Raw genomic sequence first — 16,414 nt, forward strand, 5'->3', positions numbered from 1 at the left:
AATTTCTAATTAATAATCAACTCTTTGACTTTTGAGTATTAAAAAGGTTTAAATTTGAAAAACACTTTAACATTTTTTTAGGATTATAATGAAACGACTAATCAAACTACTATTCGCACTTTTATTATTGTTAATCATCTCTTTTTCGGTGTTTTTTGTATGGGCATCATCACCTACTTTAGATGAAAAAGAATATGCGCAACTAATAGAGTATAATTATCCAACATCAACAGATACAGATAGTATTTATAGCATTGTTACTTATAATATTGGCTATTTAAGTGGAATGACCAATAACCGGGCAATTGCAAAACCAAAAGAATTATTTGATGAGAACTTAGAGAAAGTGCGTACAGAAATTAAAAAAGTAAATCCGGATATTATAGCTTTTCAAGAAATCGATTATAAGGCATCACGTTCGTTTGAAGTTAATCAAGAAGAGGAAATTGCAAAGTTAGGATACAATTATGTGGCTAAGGGAGTTAATTGGGATGAACGTTATTTACCGTATCCATATTGGCCCCCAAGCATGCATTTTGGAAAGGTAGTTTCAGGGCAATCGATCATTAGTAAATACCCTTTAAAAGATTATGAACGTATCGTTTTAGAGAGGGTGGCTGATAGTCCTTTTTATAGAGATGCTTTATATTTAGAACGTTTAGCACAAGTAGTAAAAGTTACTTTAGAAGGGAAAGAAGTGGTTTTAATAAATGTACATTTAGAAGCGTTTGATAAGCCTACACGAATAAAACAATTCCACTATGTATTAGAATTGTTTAATAAATACAAAAATGAATATCCAACTATTTTATTAGGCGATTTTAATTCAAGAGCGAGAGATAAACAAGCAATTGTTCGAAAAATGTTTATTATGGAAGATGTTGGTAGTTCGGCATTAAATCTTGAAAATCCTTCGAACACTTTTGATACAAAAGATTTATATGAGCGAATAGATTATATTTTTTACACTAAAAATTCAATTGAATATGTAGACGGAAGAGTGTTGAATGAATTCGATCAAGCATCTGATCATCTGCCGGTTGAAATGCGATTTAAGATAAAATAAATAAGATTTTAAAAGCAAAAAACCCGAATGATAGTTCGGGTTTTTTATGGTGGTGCCTCCAGGAATCGAACCAGGGACACAAGGATTTTCAGTCCTTTGCTCTACCAACTGAGCTAAGGCACCATCGCGTTAGCGGATGCAAATATAACACGGTTTTTTCTTACCATCCAAATAAAATTGTAAAAAATCTATTGTAAATTTGCCTTTCATCTAAAAAGGACAAATGAATTTAATTATTGATGTAGGGAATACAAGAGTGAAAGCCGCTGTTTTTGAGAAAGATAGTTTAATTGAATTGTTTGTTTTTGAGAAATCAAAAATTGTGTCAGAAATCAAAAAAATTATTTCAAATCATAAGATTTCTTCTGCAATTATATCTTCAGTAGCGAAATTATCAGATTTTAAACTGCAAAAATTACATCAAATTTTAGATTTGGTAGAATTAAGTCATCAAACAAAAGTTCCTTTTAAAAATAAATATGCCACTCCAAAAACTTTAGGAGTAGATCGAATAGCATTAGCATCTGCTGGTGTTAGAAAATATCCGAATAAAAATATATTGATTATTGATGCAGGGACCTGTGTAACTTTTGATTTTGTGAATAAAAAAGGCGAATATTTAGGAGGCGCTATATCACCAGGAATAAAAATGCGTTATAATGCGTTACATAATTATACGGCAAAATTACCGTTATTAGAAGCAAGTACTCCAGAAAGTTATATTGGAAATAACACAAATAACTCGATACATTCTGGAGTTGTAAACGGAATTTGTAATGAAATTGATGGTGTTATTAATCAATATAAAGAAGAGTTTGGGGATTTAACAGTTGTTTTAACAGGAGGGGATACAAATTTCTTGGCTAAACAATTAAAAAATGGCATATTTGCCAATCCAAATTTTGTTTTGGAAGGTTTACATACAATTTTGATTTATAATAGAGCGAATGATTAAGAGATATCTAGTTGTAATTTTAGTATTTACTTCAGTAATAACATCAGCACAGAGAAATAATTCATCACCATATTCTTTTTTCGGGATTGGAGAAAATTTCACCCCTAAAACTGTGGAGCAAGCATCTATGGGAGGTATTGGTGTTGCTATGAAAGATTCACAGTATTTAAATTTTGTGAATCCAGCAGCCAACGCAGATTTAAGATTTGCTACGTATTCATTAGGAGGGGTAACATCTTTTTTAAATTTAAAAGAAACGAATAGAACTCAATCTGGTAACTCAACAAGTCTAAGTTACATCTCTTTAGGATTTCCTATAGGAGATAAAGCTGGTTTTATTGCGGGTTTACAGCCTTCTTCTTCTGTTGGATATGCTTTATTGAATCAAACCTTAGATGGTAATGATGTTATAGAATTAACTAGGTATACAGGGGACGGTGGTACTAATAGATTGTATGCAAGTTATGGTATGTACTTATTTGATGGATTTTCTGTTGGTCTAGAAGGAGCGTTTATTTTTGGGAAAACAAATAACAGTACTTTAAACCAAAGAGCAAATGTAAGTTTAGCAACAAAATATAAAGAAGAAACTACTATTAGAGGTAGTGAATTTAAGATTGGAGCGCAGTATAAAATAAAGTTAAAGAACAAATTAGAATTTAGTTCGGGTATTGCAATTAAATTATCAAATGATTTAATACAAAGAGGAAATCAACAATTATACTCTCTTACTTTTGGTGGTTCAGGAGTCGAAATACCTAGAGATACCTTATTTTTAAATTCTGTAAGAAGAACGATAACAAACCCGTTAAAAACAATAGCTGGTTTTGGTATTGGAAAAGAAAATAAATGGTATGTGGGTGTAAATTCTGAATATCAAAAGGCTCTTTCATTTTCAGATAATTTTCAACAAGAAAGCACTTATAAATATGAGAATGGATTAAGAACCTCGATAGGGGGTTATTATATCCCAAAGATTAATTCAATTTCAAGTTATTGGGATAGAGTTACTTATCGTGCAGGTTTGCGTATGGAAAGAACTGGGTTGTTAGTTGATGGAACTGGGACAGGGAATAATTTTACTTCGATAAATGATTTTGGCATAAATGTTGGTTTAGGGTTACCACTGCCAAGGCAAATATCAAGTTTGAACTTAGGTTTAGAGTACGGTCAAAAAGGAACAACTAACAATAATTTAATTAAAGAAAATTATTTCAATGTTAGATTAAGTTTATCTTTGAACAGTCTAAATTGGTTTCAAAAAAGAGAAATAGATTAACGAATAAACTGATAAATAATGAAAAAAGTTACGTATTTACTAACAGGATTGTTTTTGTTTGTAGCTGTAAATGAAGTAAAAGCACAAGCGAGCCAAGAATGTTTAACAAAGTATAACCTTTTTAAAGGAAGTGTTACAACTAAAAAATATGCTGAAGCAAAACCAGATCTAGAATACTTATTGCAAAATTGTTCTACCTTATCAGTGAACATTTATAAATATGGAGCAACTGTAGCGGAAAAAACAAAGGATCATGCATTAGTAAAAAGAATTTACGAAGCAAGGATTGCTAATTTTCCAGATAAAGATGCAGCTAAAGCACATAGTGATTATGCAGATTATTTAATTGAACATAATTTAGGTTCAGACGAAGAGGTTTTTCAGATTTTAGAAAAAGCATATAAGGACTCACCAAAAGATATGGGAGTTAAAAACATCTATAGATATTTTCAAGGTGTAACAGATAGATATAAAGACACAGACCCACAAAAAGTTTTCGACACGTATGATGATGTAATGGAATCTGTTGGAGAAAAGTTAGATGATTATACTAAAAAGATTGCTGTTTTGCAAGCTAAAGACACAACCAGTACACTTGATGCAAAAGAGAAAAGAAGGTTAAGAGCGTATACTATTAATTCTGAAGCTCTAGGTCAAGTAGAAGGTGGTTTAGATAATATTATTTCTGAAATTGCCACTTGTGAAAGATTAATACCAATCTATTCCAGAGATTTTGAAGCTAATAAAACAGATGGTGTATGGTTAAAAAGAGCCGTATCTAGAATGTATAATAAAGGTTGTCAAACAGATCCTTTATTTGAAAAGTTAGCAACTGCTTATGCGCATGTTACTCAATCTTCAGATGCATATAACTTTTTAGCAAGTGTATTAGAAAAGAATGGAGATTCTAGTGGGGCAAATAAAATGAGAAAAAAGGCATTTGATTTAGAAACAGATACAAATGTTAAGGCTAAATTAAAATTAAGAGAAGCCCAAGGTACAGGAGGAAGTAGAGCGAGAGCATTAGCTTACGAAGCTTTAAAATACAATCCTAATTTAGGTAAAGCCTATTTATACATAGCTAGTTTATATGCTAATAGTGCTAACTCTTGTGGAAACAATGAATTTGAAAAAAGAATGGTATATGTTGCTGCTTTAAATAAAGCTTTAAAAGCACAACAAGTAGATCCAGGTTGTGGAGCGGGAAGATACATTACAAGTTATAGAGGAAATATTCCTTCAAAGAAATTAATCTTTACTCAAGGAGTTTCTTCTGGAAGTTCTCATAGAGTAGGTTGTTGGATTGGTGAAACGGTACGTATACCATAGTCGTCATTTTAAATGAAAATAAAATCAAGAAATATATATAATAGCATTGCTACCATTTGTTTGGTGGCAATGTTTTTTTCTTGTACTAATAATACACTTCAGGTACGTGATTTTTTAGCAGATAAAAACATGCCTATAGGAATCGCAAAAAATACCTACCATGTTTACAAAGATTCAGGACGTATAACATCAAAGTTAATAACGTCACTTTTATACGATTTTTCTAATAGAAAAGAACATCCTTATAATGAGTTTCCTGAGGGAGTAAAAATTGTGATGATAGATAAAAACGGTAAAGACTCTACCACTGTAACAGGTAATTATGCACTTTCTTATACTAAAACATCGGTTTCTGAAATAAAAGGTAATGTAGTGATAATTAATCATACTGATAAGGTTAAGTTAGAAACCAATCAATTATTTTGGGATCAAAAAGAAGCTTATTTTTTTACTGAAGATGGTTTCAGATTAACCACGCCTAGAGATACCATAAATGGTTTTGGTTTCGAGGCGAAACAAGACCTAACTAAGTGGATTGCTAAAGATATTACGGGTAACTTACAAGCTAATCAAAAAGAATTATAATGAATAAACTTTGGAGTATTTTTCAATACGGATATTTGGTGATAGGTGTAATTTTTTTAGTTGAAGGGATTTTAAATTGGAATTCCAATCGAGAACAATCATTTATTATGTTCGGATTTGCTATCTTTATCACGTTAATTTTCTTCTTTAAACGTAATTTTAGAAGAAAAATAGAAGAAAGAAACAAACAAAATTAATGAGTACCGAACTGATAATTATTTTTTTATCAATCTTATTTTCAGCTTTTTTTTCAGGAATGGAAATTGCATTTGTTTCTGCGAATAAACTTCATATAGAGTTAGAGAAAAAACGAGACGGTTTTCTGCCCAAAATATTATCTAGAATAACCGAAAAATCATCGAAGTTTATCACTACCATGTTGGTTGGTAATAACATCGCACTGGTAGTTTACAGTTATTTTATGGGGGAATTGTTAATGAACTGGTTTCAAACTTTTTTACCTTCGAATTACTCATTCATTAATTATTTATTAGGAGATTTACAATTGCTCTTGCAAACACTAATTTCAACTATAATTATTTTGGTTACTGCAGAGTTTTTACCTAAAGCTATTTTTAGAATTTATGCGAATGAAACTTTAAAAATCTTAGCATTTCCAGCGTATATTTTCTTTTTGTTGTTTTATTTTATTACTGAATTTATTACTAAAATTTCTGATTTTTGTTTGCATGTTCTTTTTAAAACAGCAGAAGATGAAGCACAAACGGAATTTAGTAAAGAAGAACTAGGTAATTATATTTCAGAGCAGTTAGAAACGGGAAATGATGATGAAAAAAGGGATTCTGAAATTCAAATATTCCAAAATGCATTAGAATTCCACAAAGTAAAAGCTCGAGAAATTATGGTGCCTCGAACAGAAATTGTAGCGGTAGATATGCATCAAACAGTACCTGTTTTAAGAAATACATTTATAGATACAGGGTTGTCTAAAGTTTTAGTATACAAAAGTTCTTTAGACGACATTATTGGTTATGTAAATGCCTTTGAGCTTTTTAAAAAGCCAAAAACAATTAAGTCTATTTTATTACCTGTAGAAATAGTGCCAGAATCTATGATCATAAACGATGTACTTAACCTTTTAATAAAAAAAAGAAAAAGTATTGCGGTAGTAGTTGATGAATATGGAGGGACATCGGGTATTATAACTGTTGAAGATATTATAGAAGAATTGTTTGGAGAAATTGAAGATGAGCATGATAGCCAAGAATTATTAGAAGAAAAAATATCAGATAATGAGTTTAATTTTTCTGCAAGATTAGAAGTAGATTATTTAAATGAAGAATATAATCTAAACATTCCTAAAGAAGAAGCCTATGAAACTTTAGGAGGTTTCATTATCAACCATACAGAGAATATACCTGAGCAAGATGAAGAGGTCGAAGTAGAAAATTTTCAAATTAAAATTATAAAAGCTAGCTCCACCAAAATAGATGATATTTATTTCAAAGTTCTAAATAAAGAAGGCTAGAAATCATCTATATTTCAATTATACTTCGATTGAAGTAAACATCCTTTAAAACAGCCAAAAAAACGTTGCATTATTAAATGTGAAATTGTATTTTCGCACACTGTAATTAAATAAATGACGTATGGCAATTTTATCGAAAATTAGAGAACGCTCTTTGTTCTTAATAGTTATAATAGGTTTAGCATTATTTGCTTTTGTTTTAGATCCATCTAAATTATCAGACTTCTTTAGTTCAAGTAAAATAAATGAAGTAGGAGAAGTGAATGGAGACCCAATTTCTCGTCAAGAATTTGCTGAAGCATTAGAAAGTTATAAAACCCAAACAGGGAATAGAGTTTCTGAAATGCAAGCTGCTAAAACGGTTTGGAATAACTTGTTAAGACAAAAAATTTATGAAAATCAATTAGAGCAAGCAGGAATTACAGTTGGTGAAGCAGATATAATGAATGCTTTATATGAAGCGCCTACTGTTCAAGGAGACCCAAGATTTCAAACTTCAGGAATTTTTGATAAAGATAAATTAAAAGAGCATTTAGCAACCATTAAAGCTGATAACTCTACTGAGTGGAATGCATGGCAAAATTACATGACTTCTTTAAAAGATAATTTACAGAAAACGACATACGATAATTTAGTAGGAGCAGGTTTAGGAGCCTCTTTAAAAGAAGGAGAAGCTCAATATTTAACCGAAAACACTAAAGTAAGTGCAGATTTTGTTTATGTTCCTTATACTTCCGTTGCAGATTCTTTAATTACCATTAAAAAAAGTGAAGTTCAAAGTTATATTGATAATCATGAAGCAGAATTTAAAGTTGAAGCTTCAAGAGATATTAAATTTGTAAAATTTGATGTTGTTCCAACTAATCAAGATGAAGAAGCAGTTAAAGCTGAAGTTGTAAAACTTTTAAATGACAGAGAAGAATATAGTTCGGTATCAAAAGGGAATGTTATTATTAAAGGGTTAAAAAACACTACTGATTATAAAACTTTTTTAAATGATAATAATTCAGATTTACCTTTAAATGAAAACTTACAATTCAAAGTACAAGTACCACAAGCAATTGCTGAAGATATATTTAAAGGTAGTAAAGGAGATGTTTTTGGGCCATACAAAGAAAACGGATTCTTTAAAATTTCTAAAATTACAGAAGTAACTAATGTTCCAGATTCTGTAAAAGCAAGTCATATTTTAATTCCGTTTACTGGTTCTCGTTCTGCAACAGCAGAAACTACTCAAACAGAAGAACAGGTTAAAAATACAGCGGATAGTTTATTAGCTGTAGTAAAAAGTAGTCCTTCTAAATTTGCTGATTTAGCTAAAGAATTATCTGTAGATAAATCGAATGCTGATAAAGGAGGAGAGTTAGGTTGGTTTACTTATAATACAATGGTTCCTGAGTTTAGAGACTACTGCTTCGGAAACGTAAAAGGAGATGTTGGAGTTGTAAAAACTCAATTTGGTTTCCATATTATTAAGATTGAAGATCAAAAAAATCCTCAAGATGCAGTAAAATTAGCCACTTTTGCTCGTAAAATTGAAGCATCAGAAACGACAGAAAATACTATTTTTCAAAATGCAGAAACTTTTGCTTTAGAGCTTTCTAAAGGAAAAGCTTTTGATGAAGCTGTTAAAGAAAAGCAATTATCTTCTTTACCTGCAGTTGGAATGAAAGCTCTAGATGAAAATGTACCAGGTTTAGGTAACGAAAGACAAATAATTACTTGGGCTTTTGAAAAGGATTCTGAAGTAGAAAGTTTTAAACGCTTTGATGTTGATGGAGGTTATGTAGTAGTTACTTTAACAGGAAAAACAGAAAAAGGATTAATGCCAGTAGATAAGGCAATTTCTAAAGTACGCCCTATTTTAATGAATAAAAAGAAAGCTGAAATTATCAAAGATAAATTTAGTGGAGCTACTTTAGCTGATGTAGCAAAAACTACAAGCCAGGTTATTAAAAAGGCAACAGATGTTAATTTAAAATCTCCAACTATTTCTGGTATTGGTTATGAACCAAAGATAGTAGGTGCAATGCTAAACGCAAAAAATAATGAGTTATACAAAGCTATTGTAGGAGATAGAGGTGTATATGCATTTGTAGTTACAGGTAAAGAATTACCAACAGCGTTACCAAACTACGATACTTATAGAGATCGTTTAGCAACTCAAAGAAAAAATCAGTCATTTAAGATGTATGAAGCTATTAAAAAAGCTTCAAATGTTGAAGATTATATGAGTTCTTTTTACGGAATTCAATAATTAACTCTATAAAAAAATTAAAAGCCGAACATTTGTTCGGCTTTTTTTATTCCATATTTTAAAATAGATCCAGAGAATGTTTTAATAAATTTTATCGATATAAATTTGTTTTTTTAATAAATAAAAATTACAATATTGCAATAAAATATTATTATTTTTTAAATATCAATAAATTAACTAGTAAAAATTTATTATATTTTTAATTTGTAAAGATTTGTAATTATTGATGAAAGCTGTTTTTATTTATAGTAAAAATTATAAAAAGGAACTCCTTATTTCACATAAAGAAGTAGAGGTTTTACAATTATTTTTAAAAGAGGTTATTAAGAAAGATGTTTTGTTACTTAATACTAATCTAGGTTTAGAGGTTTATTATTTATCCTCTTATAATTGTTTAGAAATTATAATAAATAGTTTTTTAATGATACTTTCTAAAAAACAAAGGAAGAAAGAAGATTTTAGAATAATTTCTATAAATTCTAATTCAGAATTAAAAGAAAGAGCTTCAACAGTTTTTAATAGGTTAATTGATATGCCCATGATATTTTCAAGTTATTCGAAGAGTACTAGCTATCAACTTAACATATGTAAGCAGAAAAACAGAGAAATAGTTAATGTATTACTTAAAACTTGGCAGAATGTACTGTCAGATAATTTAGATAAAGAGTCTTCTTCTGCTAAAACTAATTTTTTTTTAAATAATATATGCAAAATATATTTAGAAAACTCGTGTAGTAATTTGATAAAAAAGTTAATAGAAAACTCATTTAATAAGATTAGGTATAATTAAAAAGCGACTCATTCGAGTCGCTTTTTAATTTGTTTTATATAATAAAAATATTCACATTCTAGCTATTCAAAGGCATTCCATCCCAAGCTGTTTTAGCAGCTTCTTTGATAGCTTCTGAATACGTTGGGTGACCATGACAAATACGAGCAATATCTTCTGCAGAAGCTCTAAATTCCATTGCAACGGCCATTTCCATAATTAAGTCGGCTACACGAGCTCCAACCATATGAACACCTAAAATTTCATCCGTATTTTTATCAGCTAATACTTTTACAAACCCATCTAAATCCCCACTAGCTCTAGAACGTCCTAAAGCACGCATTGGGAATTTCCCTGCTTTATACTCAACATTAGCATCTTTTAATTCTTGTTCTGTTTTACCAACAGCAGCAACTTCAGGCCATGTGTAAACAATACCTGGAATTAAATTATAATCAATATGAGGTTTTTGTCCAGCTAAATATTCAGCAACAACTACACCTTCTTCTTCTGCTTTATGAGCTAACATAGCACCACGAACAACATCTCCAATTGCATAAATATTAGAAACGTTTGTTTGTAAATGATCATTAACTTCTATTTGGCCACGTTCTGTTGCTTTAACACCGGCTTTATCTAAAGCTAAACCATCTGTATAAGGGCGACGACCTACAGCAACCAAACAATAGTCTCCTGTAAACTCAACTTCTTCTCCTTTTTTATTCTTAGCTTTTACAACAACTTCATTTCCTTTACGTTCAACAGCCGTAACTCCATGACTTACGTTAAACTTCATTCCTTGTTTCTTTAGTACTTTTTGAAGTTCTTTAGAAACATCAGCATCCATATTTGGAGTAATACTAGAGGCATATTCAATTACAGTAACTTCTGCACCTAAACGCTTGTATACAGAACCTAATTCTAATCCGATAACACCACCACCTATTACTAATAAATGTTTTGGTACTTCCTTTAGTGTTAACGCTTCAGTTGATGTAATTACACGCTCTTTATCGATAGAAATAAAAGGTAAAGTAGATGGTTTAGAACCTGTGGCAATAATAATATTAGTACCTTCAATTACTTCAGAAGATCCGTCTTTTTTAGTGATTTTTACATGCGTAGCATCTTCAAAAGAGCCTAAACCTTCGTAAACATCAATATTGTTTTTATCCATTAAAAAATTGATACCTCCAGTAGTTTGCTCTACTACTTTAGCCTTACGGTCAACCATTTTTCCAAAGTCAAAGGAAGGGTTTTCAACCGAAATTCCATGCTCTTCAAAATAGTGCACTGCATCATAATAGTGATGAGAACTGTCTAATAAAGCTTTTGATGGAATACATCCAACGTTTAAACATGTTCCTCCTAAGGTTGAATATTTTTCAATAATGGCAACTTTTTTGCCTAATTGTGCGGCTCTAATAGCACCAATATAACCACCAGGACCAGAACCAATAACTACGATATCGTATTTCATGAATTTTGATTTATTTTATTAAGTTTCATGGAACCTCTCGGTTTCACAAGTCAATTTAATTTTTGTATTACAAAAGTACAATTATTTACGAATAAAAGGTAGTATTCATGAGAATTGCTATCTTTAAGCTCTTAAAATTTACATGTATGAAACTCTTAAAAAAAATAGGTTTTATTTTATTGGCTGCTATAGTGTTGGCACAGTTTTTTTCTCCAAAGGAAAATAATGGTGAGTTAAGTTCGTTGACCTTGTTTATAAATGAAACGAAACCCAGTGAAGAGGTTCATAAAATTTTAAAAACAGCATGTTTTGATTGCCATAGTAATACAACTCGTTACCCATGGTATAGTAAAATAACACCTATTAATTTTTGGATGACCCATCATATTGATGAAGGGAAAGAAGAATTGAATTTTTCTGAGTGGGCAAACTATTCTTTAAAAAGAAAAGAACATAAAATGGAAGAAGTGTATGAAGAGGTTGAAAAAAGACATATGCCATTAGGTTCGTACACTTGGACACACACAGATGCAAGATTAAGTGATGAAGAAATACAAAAAGTAGTTCTTTGGGCTAAACAAGCGCAATCAGATTATAAGAAGCAATTAGAAAAAGAGTAATTGACACAACAGGTTTTAATAATTGGGTATGTTTGGCTAGAAAAAACAACTGGAGCAGGTAATAGAATGTTCCAACTTATTGAGTTGTTTTTAAAAAATGGCTATAAGATAACCTTTGCTTCACCAGCTCAAAAAACTAAAAATTCACTTGATTTAATTTTGTTAAATATAGATGAAGTCGCTATTGAATTGAATTCTTCTTCTTTTGACGATTTTATAAAAGAATTACAGCCAAATCTGGTTGTTTTTGATCGTTTTATGATGGAAGAACAATTCGGTTGGCGTGTTGCTGAAAATTGTCCACAGGCTATTCGGATTTTAGATACAGAGGATTTACATTCTCTGAGAAAAACAAGACAAGATAAGCTTAAAAAAGGATTAGATTTTAAAGTCGATAATTTGTTGGCTTCCGATATTACTAAACGAGAAATAGCTTCAATTTTACGTTGTGATGTAAGTTTAATTATCTCATCTTTTGAAATGGATTTACTCAAAAATTTGTTTAAAGTTGATGAAAGCCTGTTGTTACATCTTCCTTTTTTATTAAATAAAATTGATGATAAGCAAACAAAAAATTGGCTTCCGTTTGAAGATCGAGAACATTTTGTATTTGTAGGAAACTTTCTTCATGCTCCCAATGTAGATGCTGTTTTACAGTTAAAGCTGATATGGAAATTGATTCGAAAACAACTTCCCAAAATTGAAGTTCATATTTACGGAGCTTATGCAACGCAGCAAATTAATCAGTTACAAAATGAAAAAGAAGGATTTATAGTAAAAGGATTTGTTGAAAATATAGAGGAAGTTATTCGAAAAGCAAAAGTGGTAATAGCACCACTACAATTTGGTGCAGGTATCAAAGGGAAACTTACCGAAGCCATGATTTGTGGAACTCCAAGTATAACGACATCTATTGGTTCTGAAGGAATGCATTACGACTTTCCCTGGAATGGAGTAGTTGAAGATAATTATAATGAGTTTGCAGCAAAAGCTGTTGAATTATATTCTAATAAAACGCTTTGGGTAAACTCTCAAAAAAATGGGATAGAGATTATTAATAAACTATACGATAAAGAAAGATTAGGGAAAACTTTTATTAAAAGAATTGAATCAACACAACAAAACCTAACTGAACATAGAAAACAAAACTTCCTCGGTAGTTTGTTACAACATCAAACATTACAAGCTACAAAATATATGAGTAAGTGGATTGAAGAGAAGAATAAAAGTTAATTTTTAACTGGTTGATAATCCAAAGGAAGCATATTAGCAAAGGATTCAAAACCCCAATAACCTTCGTTGAATAATGAGTTTGGTTTTGCTGGTACTCCTGATTCGTCAATAACTACTTTTCCATTAATTAATACAATATTTGATGTTTGTACTCCTGTGGCCTTTTTATGCTTTCCGAACATACCTACTAAATAATTATTTTCTTCAGGTTCTTTGGTGTAAATAACAGAAAGATGATTTTCAAAGTCTAATAAAAGGTTTTTTCCTTGAGATTTCATCATCTCTTTATATTCAACATTAGTTTTATACAAATAGTCACGATATTTCGGCGCATTACTTTTTTGAATAATAACGATGGCGCTATCTAATGGTGTTATAGGAAGCGATATGTTTTTAGAGAGGTCTATAGGGGTATTATAATTGTGTAATTGAATCAATTCACGAGCCAATTTTATTTTTTCATTGGATGGTCTGTCAGGATTTAAGACTCGTTTAAATTGATTTACAATGAATCCATCATCTTTTAAGCTTTTATTTCTTAAACTACGTAAAAAGTGCATTTGAGAACCGTTGTAAGCTTCTAATCTATTTTTCTTCCATTTGCTTTTGATTGATTTTTTTAGGTTTTCATATCTAGCATAGCCACTAAAAAACAATTTATTTTGGACGAGTGTAAAATCAAGGAGATCGTAGGTTATTAAATAGCCCAAGCTTTTATGTTTTATCTTTAAAGGTTCTTTTGTAGTTGCCGTTAATGCTTGAGTTTTGAAATTATAATTAAAATGAAGTGTTTTTTCATTTAAAATAATACAATCATTCGCTAATTTTGATCTTCCTAAAAAAGCTTGTTTAAAACGAGATAAATTGTATTTCCAATCCTCGTCATATTTTGTTTTTTCAATGACTACTTCATTTAAAAGATTAGTTTCTGGAAGTAATTTAATAACTAAAAACTTGCTTTTTTCACTGGTATTTATTTTAATCTGTTGGGTTTTGAATCCAAGATAAGAAACCACTAAAACGTAATTTCCTTCTTTAATTTTCAATTGAAACTCACCTTTTTCATCAGAAATAGTTCCGAATGTAGTATTGTTTAAAAATACGGAAGCCCCCTCTAGAATTTCACTTTTGGCAGAAATTATTTTTCCTTTAATATTAGTTTGAGCAATTATTTTTCCGAAAGAAAACAAGAAAAGGGGAATAAAAAAATAGACTTTCATTTTCAATTGATTTTGGTTAAAAATAACTACAAAAATGGTTTTAAAAGAATATTAAAAGTTAATGTTAACAAAAAAATGCTTCCTATAAAGAAAGCATTTCGTATTTATATCAACCCAGCACGTTTTAATAGCGCATCTGGTTTTGGTTCTCTTCCTCTAAAACGTTTATAAAGTTCCATAGGTTCTTCAGTCCCACCTTTTGATAAGACGTTCTCTTTAAATTTAGTGGCAACTTCTTTGTTGAAAATTCCTTCTTCTTGAAAGTATTCAAAAGCATCAGCATCTAAAACTTCTGCCCATTTGTATGAGTAATATCCTGCAGAATATCCTCCTTGAAAAATATGAGAAAATGCTGTACTCATACAATTTTCTGCAACATCAGGATATAATTGTGTGTTAGCAAAAGCTTTGGTTTCAAACTCTTTTACATTTTTAATATCTGTGGGATTCCCACCATGCCAAGACATGTCTAATAAACCAAAACTTAACTGGCGTAAAGTTTGCATTCCCTCATGGAAATTAGCTGACTCTTTAATCTTTTCAATATATTCTATCGGAATTGTTTCTCCAGTTTCGTAATGTTTAGCAAACAACTCTAATGCTTCTTTTTCGTAACACCAATTCTCTAAAACCTGACTTGGTAACTCTACAAAATCCCAATACACAGAAGTTCCTGATAGACTTTGATAGGTAGTGTTGGCGAGCATTCCGTGTAAAGCATGACCAAATTCGTGGAATAGGGTGGTAACTTCATTAAACGTTAATAGTGAAGGCTTAGTTTTGGTAGACTTGGTAAAATTACAAACGATAGAAACGTGCGGACGATCGTTTTCACCATCTTTAATTTGTTGGGGCTTATAAGATGTCATCCACGCACCGTTACGTTTTCCTTCTCTCGGATGAAAATCTGCATAGAAATACGATACAAAATTCCCATTTTTGTCGGTTACACTATAGGTTTTTACTTCTTCGTGGTATTTATCAATATTTGAAATCTCTTTAAATTTCAAGTCAAACAATCTACTAGAAACCTCAAATACTCCGTCAATTACATTTTCTAGTTTGAAATATGGCTTTAATAACTCCTGATCTAAATTAAATAACTCTTTCTTTAATTTTTCAGAATAATAAGCACCGTCCCATTTTTGCAACTGATCGATATTATCTAATTTCTTTGCATAACTTTCTAAATTCTTAAATTCACGTTCGGCAGCAGGTTTGGCCTTGGCTAATAAATTATTAGAAAATTCTAACACCTTTTCAGGAGTTTCCGCCATTCGCTCTTCTAAAACAAAATCAGCATGCGATTTGTAACCTAATAATTGCGCTCTTTTGTAACGAAGATTTACAATATCTAAAACAATTTGCTCGTTATTGAATTCGTTTTGTTGAAACCCTTTTTTCCCAAAAGCAATCGATAATTTTTTACGTAACTCTCGATTACTGGCATACGTCATAAACGGAATGTAACTTGGATAGTCTAATGTAAATAACCAACCTTCTTTACCTTTTTGTTTTGCTAATTCTTTTGCAGCTTCTTTGGTGTTTTCTGGTAAACCATCCAAATCTTTTTCATCAGTCAATAACATTTCAAAGTTGTTGGTTTCAGCCAACACATGCTCTCCAAATTGCAATGATAATTTGGCTAACTCAGTATCAATTTTACGTAATTCAGATTTTTTCTCTTCGGATAAATTAGCACCGTTTCGTGAAAAACTTTTGTAGTTTTGATCCAATAACATTGCTTGTTCTGGTGATAAATCTAGATTGTCTTTTTGTTGATAAACTGACTTCACTTTTTCGAACAATTCTTTGTTCAGTGTTATATCATTTTTAAATTCACTTAACCAAGGAGAAATATCTTTTGCGATAGATTGGATTTCTTTATTGGTTTCTGCAGAATTTAAATTGAAAAAAATACTGGTGATTCTCGCTAATTTTTCCCCAGCGTGATCTAATGCAACAATTGTATTTTCGAATGTTGTCGTTTCAGGGTTTGAAACAATTGCATTTATTTCTTTTTTCGCTAATTCGATAGCTTCTTTAATTGCTGGTTTATAGTGCTCTTCCTTAATCTCTGAAAAAGGAGCGGTATTAAAATCTTGTAATAACGGATTCATATTCAATTTAAA

General features: G+C 30.6%; 14 protein-coding genes and 1 tRNA gene. 11 read left to right on the forward strand and 4 right to left on the reverse strand.

The genetic code is table 11. The annotated features are described in order from the left end of the window. The first annotated feature begins 88 nt into the window (after positions 1-88). A complete protein-coding gene (locus tag C7447_RS09200) occupies positions 89-1,066 on the forward strand; it encodes an endonuclease/exonuclease/phosphatase family protein (protein ID WP_148870229.1) in 978 nt (325 codons plus the stop codon). Between the two features lie 47 nt (positions 1,067-1,113). Here the strand turns inward: C7447_RS09200 and C7447_RS09205 are convergent. Further along, positions 1,114-1,189: transfer RNA gene (locus C7447_RS09205), tRNA-Phe, on the reverse strand. Between the two features lie 100 nt (positions 1,190-1,289). Between C7447_RS09205 and C7447_RS09210 the strand changes: the two genes are divergently transcribed. The 8 genes from C7447_RS09210 to C7447_RS09245 all read left to right on the forward strand — a co-directional run bounded on the left by C7447_RS09210 (position 1,290) and on the right by C7447_RS09245 (position 9,750). Continuing rightward, positions 1,290-2,021 carry a type III pantothenate kinase gene (locus tag C7447_RS09210; RefSeq protein WP_148870230.1) on the forward strand — a complete coding sequence of 244 codons (732 nt, stop codon included), beginning with the start codon at positions 1,290-1,292 and terminating at the stop codon, positions 2,019-2,021. Further along, a complete protein-coding gene (locus C7447_RS09215) occupies positions 2,014-3,300 on the forward strand; it encodes a hypothetical protein (protein ID WP_148870231.1) in 1,287 nt (428 codons plus the stop codon). Before C7447_RS09210 ends, C7447_RS09215 begins: the two co-directional genes overlap by 8 nt. Positions 3,301-3,318: 18 nt before the next feature. Then, positions 3,319-4,629, forward strand: a complete 1,311-nt coding sequence (locus C7447_RS09220; RefSeq protein WP_148870232.1) for a hypothetical protein — start codon at positions 3,319-3,321, stop codon at positions 4,627-4,629. Between the two features lie 12 nt (positions 4,630-4,641). Further along, a complete protein-coding gene (gene lptC, locus C7447_RS09225; protein WP_170245974.1) occupies positions 4,642-5,214 on the forward strand; it encodes an LPS export ABC transporter periplasmic protein LptC in 573 nt (190 codons plus the stop codon). After that, entirely contained in the window at positions 5,214-5,411 is a 198-nt protein-coding gene (locus tag C7447_RS09230) for a hypothetical protein (protein ID WP_148870233.1), read from the forward strand. Before lptC ends, C7447_RS09230 begins: the two co-directional genes overlap by 1 nt. Further along, positions 5,411-6,703 (forward strand): hemolysin family protein, encoded by a 1,293-nt coding sequence (locus tag C7447_RS09235; protein ID WP_148870234.1) that lies wholly within the window; start codon positions 5,411-5,413, stop codon positions 6,701-6,703. Before C7447_RS09230 ends, C7447_RS09235 begins: the two co-directional genes overlap by 1 nt. Positions 6,704-6,824: 121 nt before the next feature. Further along, positions 6,825-8,960 carry a peptidylprolyl isomerase gene (locus C7447_RS09240; RefSeq protein WP_148870235.1) on the forward strand — a complete coding sequence of 712 codons (2,136 nt, stop codon included), beginning with the start codon at positions 6,825-6,827 and terminating at the stop codon, positions 8,958-8,960. 226 nt (positions 8,961-9,186) lie between these two features. Then, positions 9,187-9,750, forward strand: coding sequence for a hypothetical protein (locus C7447_RS09245; RefSeq protein WP_148870236.1), 564 nt, complete (start codon positions 9,187-9,189; stop codon positions 9,748-9,750). Between the two features lie 58 nt (positions 9,751-9,808). Here the strand turns inward: C7447_RS09245 and lpdA are convergent, their stop codons facing one another. Beyond that, positions 9,809-11,209 carry a dihydrolipoyl dehydrogenase gene (lpdA, locus tag C7447_RS09250; protein WP_148870237.1) on the reverse strand — a complete coding sequence of 467 codons (1,401 nt, stop codon included), beginning with the start codon at positions 11,207-11,209 and terminating at the stop codon, positions 9,809-9,811. A 146-nt stretch (positions 11,210-11,355) separates the two neighbouring features. Here lpdA and C7447_RS09255 point away from each other — a divergent pair, with 146 nt between their 5' ends. Next, positions 11,356-11,829: a heme-binding domain-containing protein gene (locus C7447_RS09255; protein WP_148870238.1), complete on the forward strand. Its 474-nt coding sequence runs from the start codon at positions 11,356-11,358 to the stop codon at positions 11,827-11,829. Continuing rightward, on the forward strand, positions 11,830-13,062 hold the full coding sequence (locus tag C7447_RS09260) for a glycosyltransferase (RefSeq protein ID WP_246143052.1): 1,233 nt from the start codon (positions 11,830-11,832) through the stop codon (positions 13,060-13,062). Here C7447_RS09260 and C7447_RS09265 read toward each other — a convergent pair. Next, entirely contained in the window at positions 13,059-14,282 is a 1,224-nt protein-coding gene (locus C7447_RS09265; RefSeq protein WP_148870239.1) for a carboxypeptidase-like regulatory domain-containing protein, read from the reverse strand. The two genes, C7447_RS09260 and C7447_RS09265, sit on opposite strands and share 4 nt — an antisense overlap. Before the next feature lie 104 nt (positions 14,283-14,386). Then, positions 14,387-16,402, reverse strand: coding sequence for a M3 family metallopeptidase (locus tag C7447_RS09270; protein WP_148870240.1), 2,016 nt, complete (start codon positions 16,400-16,402; stop codon positions 14,387-14,389). Positions 16,403-16,414: the final 12 nt, after the last annotated feature.

Source organism: Tenacibaculum adriaticum (genome assembly GCF_008124875.1).
GTDB lineage: Bacteria > Bacteroidota > Bacteroidia > Flavobacteriales > Flavobacteriaceae > Polaribacter > Polaribacter adriaticus.

Coding starts and splice junctions, on each gene's coding strand:
- C7447_RS09270 (WP_148870240.1), bottom strand. CDS start 16,402: ATGAATCCGTTATTACAAGATTTTAATACCGCTCCTTTTTCAGAGATT.
- C7447_RS09240 (WP_148870235.1), top strand. CDS start 6,825: ATGGCAATTTTATCGAAAATTAGAGAACGCTCTTTGTTCTTAATAGTT.
- C7447_RS09230 (WP_148870233.1), top strand. CDS start 5,214: ATGAATAAACTTTGGAGTATTTTTCAATACGGATATTTGGTGATAGGT.
- C7447_RS09245 (WP_148870236.1), top strand. CDS start 9,187: ATGAAAGCTGTTTTTATTTATAGTAAAAATTATAAAAAGGAACTCCTT.
- C7447_RS09235 (WP_148870234.1), top strand. CDS start 5,411: ATGAGTACCGAACTGATAATTATTTTTTTATCAATCTTATTTTCAGCT.
- C7447_RS09265 (WP_148870239.1), bottom strand. CDS start 14,282: ATGAAAGTCTATTTTTTTATTCCCCTTTTCTTGTTTTCTTTCGGAAAA.
- C7447_RS09200 (WP_148870229.1), top strand. CDS start 89: ATGAAACGACTAATCAAACTACTATTCGCACTTTTATTATTGTTAATC.
- C7447_RS09255 (WP_148870238.1), top strand. CDS start 11,356: ATGAAACTCTTAAAAAAAATAGGTTTTATTTTATTGGCTGCTATAGTG.
- C7447_RS09220 (WP_148870232.1), top strand. CDS start 3,319: ATGAAAAAAGTTACGTATTTACTAACAGGATTGTTTTTGTTTGTAGCT.
- C7447_RS09210 (WP_148870230.1), top strand. CDS start 1,290: ATGAATTTAATTATTGATGTAGGGAATACAAGAGTGAAAGCCGCTGTT.
- lptC (WP_170245974.1), top strand. CDS start 4,642: ATGAAAATAAAATCAAGAAATATATATAATAGCATTGCTACCATTTGT.
- lpdA (WP_148870237.1), bottom strand. CDS start 11,209: ATGAAATACGATATCGTAGTTATTGGTTCTGGTCCTGGTGGTTATATT.
- C7447_RS09215 (WP_148870231.1), top strand. CDS start 2,014: ATGATTAAGAGATATCTAGTTGTAATTTTAGTATTTACTTCAGTAATA.